11 protein-coding genes are annotated in these 15,184 nt (G+C 41.1%); 8 read left to right on the top strand and 3 right to left on the bottom strand.

Features of this window, described 5'->3' with window-relative positions; all coding sequences use genetic code 11:
• Nucleotides 1-38: 38 nt before the first annotated feature.
• The 8 genes from AFM12_RS19045 (at nucleotide 39) to AFM12_RS19010 (ending at nucleotide 5,132) form a co-directional block, all read left to right on the top strand.
• Nucleotides 39-971, top strand: a complete 933-nt coding sequence (locus AFM12_RS19045; RefSeq protein ID WP_055151937.1) for a COX15/CtaA family protein — start codon at nucleotides 39-41, stop codon at nucleotides 969-971.
• Nucleotides 971-1,852: a heme o synthase gene (gene cyoE, locus AFM12_RS19040; protein ID WP_055151934.1), complete on the top strand. Its 882-nt coding sequence runs from the start codon at nucleotides 971-973 to the stop codon at nucleotides 1,850-1,852. The genes AFM12_RS19045 and cyoE overlap by 1 nt, the downstream gene beginning before the upstream one ends.
• Nucleotides 1,849-2,430 (top strand): cytochrome c oxidase subunit 3, encoded by a 582-nt coding sequence (locus AFM12_RS19035; protein WP_055151931.1) that lies wholly within the window; start codon nucleotides 1,849-1,851, stop codon nucleotides 2,428-2,430. Before cyoE ends, AFM12_RS19035 begins: the two co-directional genes overlap by 4 nt.
• Nucleotides 2,431-2,514: 84 nt before the next feature.
• Nucleotides 2,515-3,246, top strand: a complete 732-nt coding sequence (locus AFM12_RS19030) for a cytochrome c oxidase subunit 3 (RefSeq protein WP_055151928.1) — start codon at nucleotides 2,515-2,517, stop codon at nucleotides 3,244-3,246.
• A 25-nt stretch (nucleotides 3,247-3,271) separates the two neighbouring features.
• Nucleotides 3,272-3,607, top strand: coding sequence for a cytochrome C oxidase subunit IV family protein (locus tag AFM12_RS19025; RefSeq protein WP_055151925.1), 336 nt, complete (start codon nucleotides 3,272-3,274; stop codon nucleotides 3,605-3,607).
• Nucleotide 3,608: 1 nt separating this feature from the next.
• On the top strand, nucleotides 3,609-4,298 hold the full coding sequence (locus tag AFM12_RS19020; RefSeq protein WP_055151922.1) for an SCO family protein: 690 nt from the start codon (nucleotides 3,609-3,611) through the stop codon (nucleotides 4,296-4,298).
• A gap of 26 nt (nucleotides 4,299-4,324) precedes the next feature.
• Entirely contained in the window at nucleotides 4,325-4,849 is a 525-nt protein-coding gene (locus AFM12_RS19015; RefSeq protein WP_055151919.1) for a DUF420 domain-containing protein, read from the top strand.
• Nucleotides 4,842-5,132 carry a CAMCR motif-containing small membrane protein gene (locus AFM12_RS19010; RefSeq protein ID WP_055151916.1) on the top strand — a complete coding sequence of 97 codons (291 nt, stop codon included), beginning with the start codon at nucleotides 4,842-4,844 and terminating at the stop codon, nucleotides 5,130-5,132. Before AFM12_RS19015 ends, AFM12_RS19010 begins: the two co-directional genes overlap by 8 nt.
• Nucleotides 5,133-5,142: 10 nt before the next feature.
• Here the strand turns inward: AFM12_RS19010 and glmM are convergent, their stop codons facing one another.
• The 3 genes from glmM to rpoB all read right to left on the bottom strand — a co-directional run bounded on the left by glmM (nucleotide 5,143) and on the right by rpoB (nucleotide 15,042).
• A complete protein-coding gene (glmM, locus tag AFM12_RS19005) occupies nucleotides 5,143-6,543 on the bottom strand; it encodes a phosphoglucosamine mutase (protein WP_055151913.1) in 1,401 nt (466 codons plus the stop codon).
• A gap of 300 nt (nucleotides 6,544-6,843) precedes the next feature.
• Entirely contained in the window at nucleotides 6,844-11,151 is a 4,308-nt protein-coding gene (rpoC, locus tag AFM12_RS19000; protein ID WP_055151910.1) for a DNA-directed RNA polymerase subunit beta', read from the bottom strand.
• A 33-nt stretch (nucleotides 11,152-11,184) separates the two neighbouring features.
• Nucleotides 11,185-15,042, bottom strand: a complete 3,858-nt coding sequence (rpoB, locus tag AFM12_RS18995) for a DNA-directed RNA polymerase subunit beta (protein ID WP_055151974.1) — start codon at nucleotides 15,040-15,042, stop codon at nucleotides 11,185-11,187.
• Nucleotides 15,043-15,184 lie beyond the last annotated feature (142 nt).

Here is a 15,184-nt window from a genome sequence, read left to right as displayed (position 1 = left end):
CTTATTGTGCCTCATGCTTCGTACTTTTTTGTTGAGAGATGTATAAGAAACTCGCTTTTATAACTATTGGAGCTGTTTTCTTCCTGATTTTGGTTGGAGGAATTGTCAGAGCTACCGGTTCCGGAATGGGTTGCCCAGATTGGCCAAAGTGTTTTGGTTCATGGGTTCCACCTACAGATGCGAGCCAACTGCCAGATGATTATAAAGAAATCTTTGGTGCAAAACTCAAAGGTGAGGTAGAATTCAATGTCTTTAAAACCTGGACGGAGTACATCAATAGGTTAGCAGGAGTTCTTATAGGTTTTTTGATTTTTGGAACTTTGTTAGCGGCAGTGAAGGAGTACAAAGGAAAAGACAACAAGGTCATTTTATATTCAGGCTTGGCTTTCATTCTTGTAGCATTTGAAGGTTGGTTGGGTTCCAAAGTTGTTTCAATGGAGTTAAGTCCGGCCATGGTTACAGTACATATGCTGCTGGCTATATTGGTCGTTTTTATGCTGATTATGGCTCTTTTGAGAGCGTATTCTTTTGAAGGATTGAAGCTGGGAGGTGTCGATGGTTCGAAATCAGATAGTTTCATCTTGGGTATTTTGCTGGCCTTAAGTACAGGTCAGTTGATTTTGGGGACACAGGTTCGGGAAATGATAGACGAGGCTTACTTGTCTGGATTGGCGAGAGAATTGTGGATTTCAACTTTAGATGGAAAATATTACACCCATATCGGGTTGGCAACAGTTTTATTAGCTCTTAATAGTTGGTATTTCATGAGCCGGAGAAATGAGGCTGAATATAGTGAAGGGAGCTTTTTGAGGTGGATGCTGGTTTTGGTCGTTGGTGAATTTCTGATTGGAGTATTTCTGGGACTGTTTAATATGCCGGCTTTTGGACAACCAATCCATCTGACTTTAGGTACAATGATCATAGCAGTGCAGTTTACTTTGCTCATGCTAAAACGAGAGGAAGCGATTTAATGGAGGCGATTGTAAATAAATATACTTTTTCAGAAAAGCTAAGGGCTTATTTTGACCTTACTAAATTCAGGCTATCAAGTACTGTAGTATTCTCAGGGGCTGTTGGCTTCATTATGGGAAGTGCGGCTTTAAACTATGGTCTTTTGGCTTTATTTGCTGTTGCGGCATTTCTGACTACCGCAGCCGCTAATATTGTAAATCAAATCATTGAGAAGGATCTTGATGTTTTGATGAAAAGAACATCTTCCCGACCACTTCCTTCAGGGCGATTATCTATAAACGAAGCTGTGATATTTGGAGCGATATGTTTGTTGGTTTCGCAGTTTATTTTGGCCTATTTCTTCAATATGAAAGCCATGGGCATTGCTCTCCTTTCTTTTGTTTTATATGGGTTTGTTTACACCCCGTTAAAAAGAAAAGGTCCAATTGCTGTTGCAGTTGGGGCCTTGCCAGGTGCGTTTCCTCCAATGATTGGCTGGTTGGCGACGACAAATCAATTTGGATTAGAGCCCGGAATACTTTTCGCAATTCAATTTTTCTGGCAGTTTCCACATTTCTGGGCCATTGCATGGGTATTGGATGAAGATTATAAGAAAGCAGGTTTTAAACTATTGCCATCAAGCGGTGGACGTGATTTGAATTCGGCTATTCAGATAATGATTTATACGGTAGTGTTATTACCACTTTGCTGGGTGCCTTTTTATCTGGGTATGACAGGTATTCATTCGGCAATGTTTGCCATGCTACTAGGTGTTCTCTTTTTAGTTCAAACGTTCCATTTGATGAGAAGAGTTGATAAGAAGGCAGCATTACAATTGATGTTTGGCTCTTTCATCTATTTACCTTTTGTACAAATTGCTTACTTAATTGATAAATTATGACGGCAGAAAATAATATTACAGAAAATGTAAAGCCGGTGTTGAGCATCAATAAATGGAAATTTATTACCTGGCTTTTCATTATTACCATTGTGATGCTTTTTGCATCTCAAACGTCGGCCTATTTAGTAAGAAGGGCAGAAGGGAACTGGACAGAGTTTGAGATGCCGTCTATATTTTACTGGAGCACTTCGGTGTTGATCGTTAGTAGTGTATTGATGTTTTTGGCTCAAAGAGCGGCTAAGTCTGACGATTTTGGCAAGCTCAAGACATACATTGCTGGTGCTTTCGGCTTTGGGACGGCTTTTTTAGTAATGCAGTATATTGGCTGGACACAGCTTCAGGAAACCGGAATTTACCTCAAAGGAAATCCCTCTGGGTCGTTCCTTTACATTTTGACCGGCTTGCATGCATTTCACCTGATTAGTGGATTGGTCGTTTTGATTTTCGCCCTGGTGGCCGCTTTTAGAACAAGGATTCATTCAAAGAATTTGATACAAATAGAGGTTTGTTCAACATACTGGCATTTTTTGGACATCCTTTGGGTGTATCTGTTTGTGTTTTTATTGTATTTCAGATAATTTTTTAACCATCAAGTCGATTTCAAGGCATTTCTGTAAAAGATGTTTAAATTTGCCCTGATATCGTAATCTTATTTACCGTTTATGGCAACAACACATGCTTCTTCTACTCCTGACCATTTGATCTGGAAAGGCGGAGTTCAACCTATGAAAGTGGGATATGGTAAGCTGATGATGTGGATTTTCCTCCTATCAGACACATTTACCTTCTCAGCTCTACTGATCTCTTATGGTCTTGTAAGATTTAGCTTTCCAAGTTTTCAGGATGCTAATCCGGGTAGTTCAATTAACGATTTTACGTTTTCTCAAACCTGGTGGCCTACGCCTGAAAGAGTATTTGAGGCCGTACCATTCTTACATGGAGTAAGTGCTCCACTGGTATTCGTTGGTATCATGACCTTTATCTTAATCTTTAGTTCAGTTACAATGGTACTGGCGGTAGAAGCGGGACACAGAAGAGATAAGGCTGATGTTGAGAAGTGGATGCTTTGGACAATTCTTGGTGGTTTTACTTTTCTTGGTTCTCAGGCATGGGAGTGGTCTCACTTCATTCACGGAACAGGGGGTGGTGGAGCCAATCTTGTTTTTAACGAGTATGGTCCTGCGGCATTCGCAGACTTCTTTTTCTTTATTACCGGATTCCACGGTACGCACGTATTTTCTGGTGTTATTCTGAATATCCTTATTTTTTATAACACGGTAAACGGAGTTTACGAAAAAAGAGGTCATTATGAAATGATTGAAAAGGTAGGTCTTTACTGGCACTTTGTAGATCTGGTGTGGGTATTCGTTTTTACCTTCTTCTACCTTGTTTAATTAAAATTACTTAAGAAATTATATCATGGCAGCTCATATAGAAAATACTACAGGAGAAAGACAAAAACCACAAACCAAGGCTTTGTGGAGAGTATTCTGGATTCTTCTTATCGTTACTGCGGTTGAATTCGTTATTGCATTCACCATTTCTGCGGATTCGGATTTTGGGAAATGGTTTAAGATCGGAACTTTCATTATTCTGACATTTGTAAAGTCGTTCTATATTGTAGGTACATTTATGCACCTTAAGGATGAGGTGAAATCGCTGATTTGGTCTATCGTTTTACCGGTCATTTTTGTGATTTGGTTTTTGGTAGCCCTTGTTCTTTTTGAAGGTGGTTATATAGGTACAGTAAGATAATATGTCGAAAAGACTTTTAAAGGCCGGGATACTAATCGCAGTATTAGTACTTCCGGCTTTTGTATTTATATTCCTCAATGTTTTCGGTGAAAACAGGTTTGATTTGCCTTATTACTTTCCTGAATTAAATGAATCAGGTAGGCCTCAGGTAGTTTCAGGTGATACTGTATATCATAAGGTTCCCGATTTTACTTTGATAAATCAAAATAATCAGGAAATAGCATTGAAAGACTTGAGTGATATTAAGATTGCAAATTTCTTTTTCACTCGTTGTGGTACTATTTGTCCAGTAATGAATAGCAATATAGCCCGCGTACAGAATCAGTTTGATCATACGGGTCAGGTGAGTTTTATTTCTATTTCCATTGATCCGGAACATGATTCTGTAATGGTTTTGAAAGACTATGCGGCCACTTTTGACGCGTTAGAATCTAACTGGAACTTTTTAACCGGTAAAAAGGATTACATATACGGTCTGGCCATTAAAGGTTTTAAACTTCCTGTTTCTGATGCCTCGGTGTATGATCCTGAAATAACCAATATTGATGATGCTTTCATCCATTCAGAAAAGGCTCTCCTTTTGGATAAGGATAATTACATCAGAGGTATTTATGACTCCACTAGTAAGCCTGATATGGAACGATTAAACGTGGAAATTAAAGTTTTGCTTGACAGTTACGAAAAGCAGTAAATACATCATCAACAATTACATATTCAATGAAAGAGAAAGACTCTTCAATGAGAACCATCAATATCATTTCGGTGGTAATTCCTGTGGCTGTTGCGGTTCTCCTGGGAATAAGAACTAAACCTGACCTGGGGGAATGGACTAAAATACTACCTCATTTAAATGCAGTAATTAACTCGCTGACGGCTCTGCTTTTGATTGTAGGATTCTATTTTATCAGGAATCAGAAAAGAGAAGCTCACCGCTGGGTAATGACAACAGCCTTTATTTTAGGAGGGGTGTTTTTAATTTCTTACGTTTTGTATCATTTAACTAATCCTTCTACGAGTTTTGGTGGAGAGGGTGCTGTGAAGTACGTGTATTACTTCATTCTGATTTCCCATATACTTCTATCTCTGGTGGTACTTCCTTTAGTTCTTAGAGCATTTTATTTTGCTTTGAAAGCTGATTATCAGAGGCATAAAAAATTAGTTAAATTTGCATATCCAATCTGGTTATACGTTTCTATAACAGGTGTGATCGCTTATTTAATGATATCTCCGTACTATGCATAAGTCAATATTTAAAAAAGTACTTTTTTTGACGGCCTTGGTTGTGCTTTTGGCTTTGGGTGATTCTATGGCTCAATGTGCAATGTGCAGAGCTACTGTGGGTAGTAATCTGAGTGAGGGTAGAGGTGTTATAGGTACCGGCCTTAATTTTGGGATATTATATCTTCTGTTGACTCCATACCTGCTCGTTGGTGGATTATTCTTCTTCTGGTTCAGAGCAAGCAAAAAAGAGCTTGCAAAGAAGCTCTCTCTTTCAAATCGTTTGAATCAAATCTACAGTAAATAGGATCGGAATTTTAAGCGGTTTTATTAACGATCTCCTTGATATCACTGATAATTTTATCTGCAAGGTTATCTGCCGTGGTTTCAAACTCAGACTCTGCGTATATTCTTACGATCGGTTCTGTGTTTGATTTTCTCAATTGCACCCATTCTTTTTCAAACAGAATTTTAATCCCATCCTGAAGGTCAATGGGGTATTTCTTGTATTTAACGGTGATCTGTTCAAGGATATGGTCAACGTCCATAGATGGGTCCAGATCAATCTTTTTCTTGGCAATAAAATAGTTGGGGTATGTTTTTCTTAAAAAGCCCACAGGCTTATTGAAATGAGCTAAATGAGACAAAAACAGGGCCACTCCTACAAGTGCATCCCTTCCGTAGTGAAGTTCTGGGTAAATAATACCTCCGTTACCTTCACCGCCAATCACAGCACCTACTTCCTTCATTTTATTCACCACATTTACTTCGCCAACGGCTGAAGCAAAGTATTCGCCGCCATGTTTCTCAGTAATGTCTTTTAATGCCAGGGTGGAGGAGAGGTTAGAAACCGTTTTGGCTCCTTTGGGAGTTTTAGAAAGAATGTAGTCTGCCACAGCCACCAAAGTGTATTCCTCTCCGAAAAGCTCACCGTTTTCATTGACAAAGGCCAGTCTGTCCACATCTGGGTCAACAACTATACCTAAATCAAAATCACCTTTCTCCATTTCGTTTGAAATGTGAGTCAGATGTTTTGCCAATGGTTCAGGGTTATGAGCAAAATGACCATTTGGCTCTTCATTAAGTACTTTTATTGAAGTAACTCCCAATGCTCTTAGCAATTCTGGAATTGCAAAAGCACCGGAGGAATTGATACCATCAACAACGATAGAGAAATCAGCTTTTTTGATGGCATCTACATCTACCAAAGCAAGGTTTTTGATATCCTCAATATGCTTTTGTAGATGGGTGTCATCCTTCCGGTACGAGCCCAGCTTTTTAACATCTTCAAATTGGAAGTCTTCCTGATCAGCGATGGAGAGTAATAGTTTTGCATCCTCTGCTGAAATAAACTCTCCTACTTCATTTAAAAGTTTAAGAGCATTCCATTGGATTGGGTTGTGACTTGCTGTGAGAATAATCCCACCAGCTGCATTTTCCTTTGGCACCGCCACCTCAACAGTAGGTGTAGTCGATAATCCGAGGTCAATTACTTCAAACCCTTGTGCAATTAAGGTGTTGGTTACTAATCCCGAAATCATTTCTCCGGAGATACGGGCATCTCTACCAATTACTATAGTATTTTTTTGAGGGTTAGATTTTCTGAGGAAGCTGCCGAAAGCTGCAGTGTATTTCACAACATCAATCGGGCTCAAAGTTTCAGATGGTTTACCACCGATGGTGCCGCGAATACCGGAAATAGACTTAATTAATGTCACTGGATTGGGATTAAGTTTGAAAGGCAAAAATAACTTCTTTTACCTTCTTTCAGAAGAATAATGGTACAATTGATCATTACTATTTATTCACAAAAAAAGACATTCGGGATACCCAAATGCCTTTCCAAGACGAAAATACTTTAACCTATGATTAGTTCACCTGGTGAACGATTAATCCATTATTAATAATAAGTGTCAAAAGAACACTTTACCAAATGTATTTAAAACAAATGGAATTCGGAAAAGAAGTCGACGAATTATAAAAAAAAGCCCCTGCTTCTCAGAAGCAGGGGCGATTAATTAGTCTACGTATTCACGTTTCCGGTTCTCGATGAGTATCCGTTCCTGAGCGGCCTCAACTTCTTTCTTGGAAGCGACCATCAGGTTTTGATAATTTCTTCGACCAGTACCAGCTGGAATCAGGTGACCAACGATTACGTTCTCTTTCAAGCCTTCCAGAGTATCTTCTTTACCCTGAACAGAAGCATGTGAAAGAACTTTAGTTGTTTCCTGGAACGATGCCGCTGAGAAAACTGATTCAGTTCCCAGTGAGGCGGTAGTAATACCCTGAAGGATTATTTGAGAAACTGCCGGTTTCGCATCACGAATTTCCATTTGCTTCAAATCTTCTCTCTTCAATCTACCATTCTCATCTCTGAACTCACGGTTTGTCAACATCTGACCCGGCTTGTAAAGCTGAGAATCACCAGCGTCAACTACCACTTTCATATCCATGATTCTGTCATTCTCTTCGCGGAACTTCCACTTATCAACAGCTTGCATTTCAAGGAAGTTGGTATCACCGGCATCAATGATATCTACTTTCTGCATCATTTGACGTACAATTACCTCAATGTGTTTATCAGAAAGTTTCACACCCTGCTGACGGTATACAGCTTGAGTTTCATCTACCAAATACTCCTGAACTGCGGTTGGTCCTTTAATTCTAAGGATATCTGCCGGAGTGATTGCACCATCAGAAAGCGGCTCACCTGCTTTGGTGTAGTCACCTTCCTGAACAAGGATTAGCTTAGAAAGCGAAACCATGTATTTCATCTTAGTACCATCTTTCGCTTCAACGAATACCTCACGGTTACCACGCTTAATACCACCGTATGAAACCACACCGTCGATCTCAGAAACAACAGCAGGGTTAGATGGGTTACGGGCTTCGAAAAGCTCAGTTACACGCGGAAGACCACCGGTAATATCGGCGTTCATATTCACTGCACGAGGGATTTTCGCAAGAACGTGACCAGCTTTAACTTTCTGGCCATTTTCTACCATCAGACGGGCACCTACAGGTAAGTTATATGACTTTTCGTCATCTTTCTTGCCTTTGATCACCACAGCAGGGTTCTTGGTTTTATCTTTCGTATCAGTAATTACCTTGTCTTTGAAACCGGTTTGCTCATCAGACTCTTCACGGAAAGTAATACCCTCTTCAATGGCATCGTACTCGATAGAACCATCCATTTCAGAGATGATTACGGCGTTGAACTGATCCCACTGGCAAATCATATCGCCTTTTTCAAGCTTCTGACCATCTTTGATATGAAGGTGTGCACCGTAAGGGATAATGTTTGTGATCAAGATCTGATTAGTTTCAGGATCTACGATTCTAACTTCACCTCTACGACCTAGAACTGTAGTGACAGGGTTACCTTCCTTATCGGTTGTATCAATTGTTCTAACCTGATCAAAGCTTGCGATACCGCCAAATTTGGCTTTGATGTTGGCATCAACTGAAACGTTCATCGCAGTCCCACCCGTGTGGAACGTACGAAGTGTCAGCTGTGTACCCGGCTCACCGATTGACTGAGAAGCAATTACACCTACTGCCTCACCAACTTCGGTCATTCTATTGGTAGAAAGGTTTCTACCATAACATTTCGCACATACACCTTTTTTAGTTTCACAAGTCAAAGCTGAACGAATTTCAACTGAATCAACCGAAGAGTTCTCAATGATTTCAGCGATTTCTTCAGTGATTTCTTCACCAGCCTTAGCAAGAACTTCCTTCGTCACGTGGTCAACCACATCACTTACGGCAGTTCTACCAAGAATTCTCTCAGATAATGGCTCAATGATATCTTCATTCTCTTTCAACGCAGAAACAGTAATACCTCTTAGAGTTTCACAGTCTACCTCGTTAACCACAACATCTTGTGCCACGTCATGAAGACGACGGGTAAGGTAACCCGCATCCGCTGTTTTAAGGGCGGTATCTGCAAGACCTTTACGTGCACCGTGTGTAGAGATAAAGTACTCAAGAACATCAAGACCTTCTTTGAAGTTAGAAAGAATTGGGTTCTCAATGATTTCTCCTACTGAACCTGCGATGTTTTTCTGTGGTTTAGCCATCAGACCTCTCATTCCACCAAGCTGACGAATTTGCTCCTTAGAACCACGGGCTCCGGAGTGCATCATCATATATACTGAGTTAAAGCCCTGATCGGTATTTTCCAACTGGTCAAGAAGCGTTTCTCTCAATCTGGTGTTTACACGGGTCCAGATATCGATGATCTGGTTATAACGCTCACGCTCGGTGATAATACCAAACATGTAATTGCTTTGTACTTCTTCTACCTCGCCACGGGCATTCTCAATCAGACTCTGTTTTTCTTCAGGAATCATGATGTCACCCAAACCAATAGAAAGACCACCGGTGTAGGCTGATTGGAAACCAAGAGTTTTGATCTCATCAAGGAAAGCTGCCGTACGGGCAAAGCTCACCTCTTTGATCACCTGACCAATAATGGTCTGCAGTTTTTTCTTGGTCAATAGCTCATTGATATAACCTACTTCTTCCGGAACGTATTGGTTGAATAGAATTCTACCCGCTACGGTTTCAATAACTTTATCTTCAAGCTCACCAGCTTCATTTTTGACTTTAACCTTACACTTAATGTAGGCATGTTTTGAAACTACACCTTCGTTAAGGGCGATGATTACCTCTTCCGGAGAGTAGAAGGTCATTCCTTCACCGGCAATTTTCTCATTTTCTGTAGACTTCTTACCTTTTGTTACATAGTAAAGGCCAAGAACCATGTCCTGAGAAGGTACGGTAATAGGAGCACCGTTCGCAGGGTTAAGAATGTTATGAGAAGAAAGCATCAAAATAGAAGCTTCCATTACGGCTTCATGACCTAATGGTACGTGAACGGCCATCTGGTCACCGTCAAAGTCAGCGTTAAACGCTGTACATACTAACGGGTGAAGTTGAATTGCCTTACCTTCAACCAATTTTGGTTGGAAAGCCTGGATACCCAAACGGTGAAGAGTAGGAGCACGGTTTAGCAATACAGGGTGTCCTTTCAATACATTTTCAAGGATATCCCATACCACCGCGTCTTTACGGTCAACGATTTTCTTCGCAGACTTCACAGTTTTCACAATACCTCTCTCAATCAACTTACGGATAATGAAAGGTTTGAAAAGTTCAGCAGCCATTCCTTTAGGAAGACCACACTCGTGAAGTTTAAGCTCTGGACCTACTACGATAACCGAACGACCAGAGTAGTCAACACGCTTACCCAATAGGTTTTGACGGAAACGACCCTGCTTACCTTTCAGCATATCTGAAAGTGATTTCAATGCACGGTTTCCATCAGATCTTACGGCGTTAACTTTTCTTGAGTTATCAAAAAGTGAATCAACTGCTTCCTGAAGCATACGCTTCTCGTTTCTTAGAATTACTTCGGGAGCTTTGATCTCAAGAAGTCTTTTCAGACGGTTGTTTCTGATGATTACACGTCTGTAAAGGTCATTCAAGTCAGAAGTTGCAAAACGACCACCATCCAAAGGAACAAGTGGACGAAGCTCTGGTGGAATAACCGGTACCATTTTGATCACCATCCACTCAGGGCGGTTTTCAATACGGGTATTCGCATCACGGAAAGCCTCTACAATTCTCAAACGTTTCAAAGCCTCAGCTTTTCTTTGCTGAGAAGTATCAGTAGCTGCCTGATGACGAAGCTGGTATGAAAGCTCATCCAGGTTTAATCTCGCCAATAGCATTTCAAGAGCTTCAGCACCCATTTTTGCGATGAACTTTTGAGGATCATCGTCAGGGAGCATTTGGTTTTCTCTTGGAAGCTTATCTACGGTATCAAGATATTCTTCTTCGGTAAGGTAGTCCATGTATGCAAGACCATCTTCCTCTTTGATACCTGGTTGAATAACCACATAACGCTCGTAATAAATAATTTGATCAAGCTTCTTAGAAGAAAGGCCTAATAGGTAACCAATCTTGTTCGGAAGGCTTTTGAAATACCAGATATGAGCTACAGGAACCACCAATTCGATGTGTCCCATACGCTCTCTACGAACTTTCTTTTCGGTAACTTCCACACCACAACGGTCGCAGATGATACCTTTATAGCGAATACGCTTATATTTTCCACAGTGACATTCCCAGTCTTTGGTCGGGCCGAAAGTACGCTCACAGAAAAGACCGCCCATTTCAGGCTTGTACGTTCTGTAGTTAATAGTTTCCGGCTGCGTAACCTCACCATAAGAGCTCTCCAGAATTGATTCCGGCGAAGCAAGACTTATGGTTATGCTGTTAAAGTCGCTGTTGAGTTTTTTGTTTTTCTTTAAAGACATTTTCTATATGTTTTAATGAAAATGATTCAAAAATTATTTCAAGGTGATTTCAAGAGCCAAGCCTCTCAATTCATGTACAAGTACATTGAATGATTCTGGGATACTTGGTTTCGGAAGGTTTTCTCCTTTCACAATAGCCTCATAGGCTTTCGCACGACCAATCACGTCATCAGACTTCACAGTCAGAATCTCGCGAAGGATATGCGATGCACCAAAGGCCTCAAGTGCCCAAACCTCCATCTCACCAAAACGCTGACCACCAAACTGAGCTTTACCACCCAATGGCTGCTGTGTAATCAATGAGTATGGTCCGATAGAACGGGCGTGCATCTTGTCATCAACCAGGTGACCTAGTTTCAGCATGTAGATAATACCTACTGTAACTTTCTGGTCAAACTTCTCACCGGTTAAACCGTTGTAAAGCTCTGTACGACCAAATTCTGGTAAGCCGGCTTCAGTTAATTCAGCAGAAACCTCATCAGCAGAAGCACCATCAAAGATTGGCGTAGCATACTTTCTTCCTAGTTTTCTACCGGCCCAGCCTAATACAGTTTCGTATAGCTGACCGATGTTCATACGGGAAGGTACACCAAGCGGGTTAAGAACGATGTCTACAGTAGAGCCGTCTTCAAGGAATGGCATGTCTTCGTCACGAACGATTTTCGCAACCACACCTTTGTTACCGTGACGACCGGCCATCTTATCACCCACTTTAAGTTTACGCTTCTTAGCGATGTAAACTTTGGCCAGTTTTACAATACCTGCAGGTAGTTCATCACCAACTTCCAGGACAAAACGCTCACGCTTAAATTCACCCATTATTTCACTACGCTTGCTCAGATAGTTTTTCACAAGTCTGATCAGCATGGCGTTGGTATGGTCGTCCTTAGTCCAGCCTTCAAGAAGGATATCACCCAAAAGGTTTGACTCTTCAGGCACACTATAGGTACTTTCGTCAACGTATGGGTTTTTCTCCGGGAATAGGTTGTTTGTAATGTTTGACTTGTTGAATTTCACTCCTTTAGAGATCAACTCATCACCAAACTTATGCTTCACACCCTGAGAAGTTTTGCCAGAAAGAATGTTCACCATCTTGTCGATCATGATTTCTTTCAATTCAGAAAGGTTTTTGCTGTGAGATTTCAACAACAATTTCACCTCTTCTTTATGCTTGGCTCTTTCTTCTTTGCTTGGTCTTGAGAATAGTTTGGTGTCAATCACCATACCTCTTAATGACGGAGAAGCTTTCTTAGAAGCATCTTTCACATCACCGGCTTTATCACCGAAGATAGCACGAAGAAGTTTCTCTTCAGGTGTTGGATCAGACTCACCTTTTGGAGTGATCTTACCAATAAGGATATCACCTTCTTTGATGAATGTACCCGTTCTTACGATACCGTTTTCATCAAGGTTTTTAACCGCGTCTTCTGATACGTTTGGTATCTCAGCAGTTAGCTCTTCCTGTCCACGTTTAGTGTCTCTAACCTCAAGGTCAAACTCTTCAATGTGAATTGAAGTAAAGATATCGTCTCTTACTACTCTTTCAGAGATTACGATCGCATCCTCAAAGTTATAACCCTGCCATGGCATGAAGGCTACCATCATGTTTCTACCTAGGGCAAGTTCACCGCCTTGAGTAGCGTAACCTTCTACAAGTACCTGACCTTTCTTCACTCTGTCGCCTTTGGCAACAATCGGTCTTAGGTTAATACAAGTATCCTGGTTAGTTCTACGGAACTTGATAAGTGAGTATTCCTTCTGGCTGGTATTGAAGTTAACCATTACGTCCTCTTCAGTCCAGTCGTAATTAACAACGATTTTGTTGGCGTCAACATAATCAATTGTTCCTTCACCTTCAGCCACAACCATTGTACGGGAATCACGTGCAATACGGCTCTCAAGACCAGTACCTACAATAGGTGCCTCTGGACGAAGCAATGGAACTGCTTGACGCTGCATGTTTGAACCCATCAGGGCACGGTTGGCATCATCATGCTCAAGAAAAGGAATAATGGAGGCCGCAACAGACACAATCTGGTTTGGAGCGATATCCATATAGTCAATTTCTTTAGGATCTTTCAGAGGGAAGTCACCTTCGAAACGACATTTCAATGAGTCAGTGGTAAAGGCACCATTCTCCTTCACATCAGGAGTAGCCATGGCAATGTTTTTACCATCTTCAGATTCAGCAGTTAAATACTCGACTTCACCTGAAAGTTTACCATCAACAATTTTATTATACGGGGTCTCAATGAAGCCCATTGAGTTAATCTTGGCATAAGTACAAAGAGAAGAGATCAAACCAATGTTTGGACCTTCAGGAGTCTCAATAGTACAAAGACGACCGTAGTGCGTATAGTGAACGTCACGAACCTCAAAACCTGCTCTTTCTCTTGAAAGACCTCCAGGCCCAAGAGCTGACATTCTTCTTTTATGCGTAATCTCAGCCAGTGGATTCGTTTGATCCATGAACTGTGAAAGCTGGTTAGTACCAAAGAACGAGTTGATTACTGAAGACAAAGTACGGGCGTTGATCAGATCAACCGGCTTAAAGTCTTCGTTATCTCTAACGTTCATTCTTTCTTTGATGGTACGAGCCATACGGGCAAGGCCTACGCCAAACTGGCTTGAAAGCTGCTCACCTACTGTACGTACACGTCTGTTAGAAAGGTGGTCAATATCATCGACAACCGCCTTGGCATTGATCAAAGTGATCAGATACTTTACGATACGAATGATATCTTCAGTAGTCAATACACGCTTAGAAAGCTCAGTGTCTAACTTAAGTTTGGTGTTAACTCTGTAACGACCAACTTCACCTAAATCATAACGTTTCTCAGAGAAGAACAGACCCTGGATAATTTCACGGGCTGTAGCCTCATCAGGAGCCTCGGTATTTCTCAATTGACGGTAAATCTGCTCTACCGCTTCTTTTTCTGAGTTTGAGCTATCTTTCTGAAGTGTATTATAAATGATATTATAATCAGCAAGGTTTGCATCTTCACGGTGCAAAATCACTGACTTAGAATCGGTATCAAGGATCAGGTCAATGTCCTCATCAGTAATGATAGAGTCACGCTCCATAATGACCTCGTTTCTGTCAATAGAAACTACCTCACCGGTATCTTCATCCACGAAATCCTCAGTCCATGTTTTCAAAACACGGGCAGCAAGCTTACGGCCAACTGCTTTTTTAAGGTCTTTCTTGGTAGCCTTAATCTCTTCGGATAATTCGAAAAGGTTAAGGATGTCTTTATCAGTACCAAAACCAATAGAACGAAGCAATGTGGTTACCGGGAATTTCTTCTTACGGTCGATGTACGCATACATCACATTGTTTACGTCGGTTGAGAATTCAATCCATGATCCTTTCATTGGGATAACACGGGCTGAATAAAGCTTGGTACCATTAGTGTGCTTACTCATTGAAAAGAACACACCCGGTGATCTGTGAAGCTGAGAAACGATAACACGCTCAGCACCATTGATGACGAACGAACCTCTTTCAGTCATGTAAGGAATGTTTCCAAGGAAAACTTCCTGCTCCATGGTTTCGAAATCCTCATTGTCTTCGTCATTACAAAGCAATCTTAGCTTTGCTTTCAGAGGAACTGAGTAGGTTAGTCCTCTGTCTATACACTCATCAATTGAGTATTTTGGGGGGTCAACTGTGTAGTCAACGAATTCTAAAACAAAGTTCTCACGCGAGTCTGCAATCGGGAAATTGTCCATGAACACCTTGTAGAGGCCTTCGGCACGGCGGCTTTCAGCGGGTGTGTCGATTTGGAAAAACTCCTGGAATGATTGAAGCTGAATGTCCAGAAAGTCTGGATATTCTAAAGCGGGATGAACACTGGCAAAAGTCTTCCTTCCGGTTTCTGTCAAATTCAAGGCTTTAAATCGTTTAAAAAGTGAATAATTTAAATTACTTGAGCTTATCTGGCCTGCCGCCTGATAATCCAAAAAACTCGAGGTGAAGCCAAATCAAGTCCCTGTGCAACTGTCCCACGAAAAACAGAAGTGTATCGGACTA

It is taken from the genome of Jiulongibacter sediminis, assembly GCF_001306455.1.
In the GTDB taxonomy this organism is placed as follows: Bacteria; Bacteroidota; Bacteroidia; order Cytophagales; family Spirosomataceae; genus Jiulongibacter; species Jiulongibacter sediminis.
This window is presented reverse-complemented; position numbering and strand designations above follow the sequence as displayed.

What these genes read in the sequence shown, in the direction of transcription:
- AFM12_RS19045 (WP_055151937.1), top strand. Translation starts at nt 39, where the DNA reads ATGTATAAGAAACTCGCTTTTATAACTATTGGAGCTGTTTTCTTCCTG.
- AFM12_RS19015 (WP_055151919.1), top strand. Translation starts at nt 4,325, where the DNA reads ATGAAAGAGAAAGACTCTTCAATGAGAACCATCAATATCATTTCGGTG.
- rpoC (WP_055151910.1), bottom strand. Translation starts at nt 11,151, where the DNA reads ATGTCTTTAAAGAAAAACAAAAAACTCAACAGCGACTTTAACAGCATA.
- AFM12_RS19020 (WP_055151922.1), top strand. Translation starts at nt 3,609, where the DNA reads ATGTCGAAAAGACTTTTAAAGGCCGGGATACTAATCGCAGTATTAGTA.
- AFM12_RS19030 (WP_055151928.1), top strand. Translation starts at nt 2,515, where the DNA reads ATGGCAACAACACATGCTTCTTCTACTCCTGACCATTTGATCTGGAAA.
- cyoE (WP_055151934.1), top strand. Translation starts at nt 971, where the DNA reads ATGGAGGCGATTGTAAATAAATATACTTTTTCAGAAAAGCTAAGGGCT.
- AFM12_RS19025 (WP_055151925.1), top strand. Translation starts at nt 3,272, where the DNA reads ATGGCAGCTCATATAGAAAATACTACAGGAGAAAGACAAAAACCACAA.
- AFM12_RS19035 (WP_055151931.1), top strand. Translation starts at nt 1,849, where the DNA reads ATGACGGCAGAAAATAATATTACAGAAAATGTAAAGCCGGTGTTGAGC.
- AFM12_RS19010 (WP_055151916.1), top strand. Translation starts at nt 4,842, where the DNA reads ATGCATAAGTCAATATTTAAAAAAGTACTTTTTTTGACGGCCTTGGTT.